The following is a 2266-nucleotide window of genomic DNA, read 5'->3' on the forward strand; positions in this document are numbered from 1 at the left end:
CGCTGAAGAGCTCGACGGGTGCGGATCTGAGCGTCACCGGCAAGGCCGACCTGCTCAAGGCTCTCGCCCTGACGACGGCCGTGGGCGGCGGCAACGCCACCGTGAGCGTCAACCGGACCACCAGCGCCGGCTCGCTGGGTGCGACCATCGCCGACGGTTCGACGCTGAACGTCGACGGTCACGTCATCACCTTCAAGAACGCGCCGATCCCGGGCTCGACCGGTGCTCCGAGCGTTCCGAGCGGGTATGGTGCGAGCGGTAACGTCCTCACCGACGGCAATGGTAACTCGACGGTCTATCTGCAGGCCGGCACGGTCAACGACGTGCTGAAGGCGATCGACCTTGCCACCGGCGTGCAGACCGCGACGGTCAATGCCAACGGCACCGCGACGCTTGCGACTGCGACCGGCCAGACCAACTCGTCGATCAACGCCTCGGGTCAGCTCAAGCTCTCGACCGGCGTCAATGCCGACCTGTCGATCACCGGCACCGGCAATGCGCTGAATGCGCTTGGCTTCGCCGGCAATACCGGGACCTCGACCGCGTTCACCGCGGCGCGTACCTCGGGCGTCGGCGGCCTCAGCGGCAAGACCTTGACCTTCTCCTCCTTCAACGGCGGCACGGCGGTCAATGTCACCTTCGGCGACGGCACCAGCGGCACGGTCAAGACGCTCGATCAGCTGAACACGAAGCTTCAGGCCAACAACCTGACGGCGACGATCGATGCCAACGGCCTGCTGACGGTTTCGACCACCAACGACTACGCGTCCTCGACCATCGGTTCGAGCGCCGCGGGTGGTGCGATCGGCGGCACGCTGACTTCGGCGCTGACGTTCTCGACGGCTTCCAGCCCCGTCCAGGACACGGTTGCCCAGACCTCGCGTTCGAACCTGGTGTCTCAGTACAACAACATCCTGAACCAGATCGACACGACCTCGCAGGACTCCTCGTTCAACGGCGTCAACCTGCTGAACGGCGACCAGCTCAAGCTGGTGTTCGACGAGACCGGCAAGTCGAACCTGAGCATCACGGGCGTGACCTACAACTCCAAGGGTCTCGGCCTTGCTGCGCTGACCAGCGGTGTCGACTTCATTGACAACTCCGCGACCAACAAGGTGCTGTCGAACCTGAACGCCGCGTCGAGCACGCTGCGCTCGGAAGCTTCGAGCCTCGGCTCGAACCTCTCGGTGGTGCAGGTGCGTCAGGACTTCAACAAGAGCCTGATCAACGTGCTGCAGACCGGTTCTTCGAACCTGACGCTGGCCGACACCAACACCGAAGCGGCCAACAGCCAGGCGCTGTCGACCCGCCAGTCCATCGCGGTCTCCGCGCTGTCGCTGGCCAACCAGTCGCAACAGAGCGTGCTGCAGCTGCTCCGCTAACAAGCGGACGACATCGCAAGCAAGATCCGGCGGCGGGGCTCAGGCCCCGCCGCTTTCTTTTTGCGCCGGCACCAGAGTGCCGCGGCAAAGCGCAGACGATGCATCCGGATGCAGCCGATTGCTCACTCTCAGTTATGGTTGACAAGTCGCAAACGTCGCGTCGCTGCACGGAAAAGCGTCATCCAATCATGACGATATGAGCGAGCCAGATCCGGCTTCGATCGCGCACATGGTGAATCCGCGCAAGGACTGGCGCGACACGCTTCATGCTTTGTTAGCCGTCTACGTTCACCGTTCCGGACATCGATTAATCCTAATCGAAGTTTGTTGCGTTGCGTACCAGAAGGGTAACACTCAATGTCCGGTATCGTTCTCTCCTCGTCGGTTCGACAGAACCTGCTCTCTCTCCAGTCCACCGCTGATCTTCTCGCGACCACACAGAGCCGTCTGTCGACCGGCAAGAGCGTGAACTCGGCCCTGGACAATCCCACCAACTTCTTCACCGCACAGTCGCTCGACAACCGCGCCAGCGACATCAACAATCTGCTCGACGGCATCGCCAACGGCGTGCAGGTGCTGCAGGCCGCCAACACCGGTATCACCTCGCTGCAGAAGCTGATCGACTCTGCGAAGTCGATCGCCAACCAGGCGCTGCAGACCACCGTCGGCTACTCGACCAAATCCAATGTCTCCACCACGATTTCGGGTGCGACGGCGGCCGATTTGCGCGGCACGACGAGCTTCGCCAGCGCCACCGCGAGCAGCAACGTGCTGTATAACGGCACGGCCGGCGGCACCACGGCGGCAAGCGGCACCACGACCCTTGGCGCCACCATCGGCAGCTTTGCAAGCACTGGCGCAACGGCCGGCAACGGCACCACGGC

2 protein-coding genes are annotated in these 2266 nt (G+C 63.4%); both read left to right on the forward strand.

The features are described from left to right. A partial coding sequence (locus AC0L27_RS40950) for a DUF1522 domain-containing protein (RefSeq protein ID WP_473323749.1) occupies nucleotides 1–1382 on the forward strand: 1382 nt, incomplete at its 5' end. Between the two features lie 357 nt (nucleotides 1383–1739). Further along, nucleotides 1740–2266 (forward strand): flagellin N-terminal helical domain-containing protein (locus tag AC0L27_RS40955; protein ID WP_473323751.1); only part of this gene is annotated, 527 nt, incomplete at its 3' end.

The organism is Bradyrhizobium sp. Ken51 (assembly GCF_055807435.1).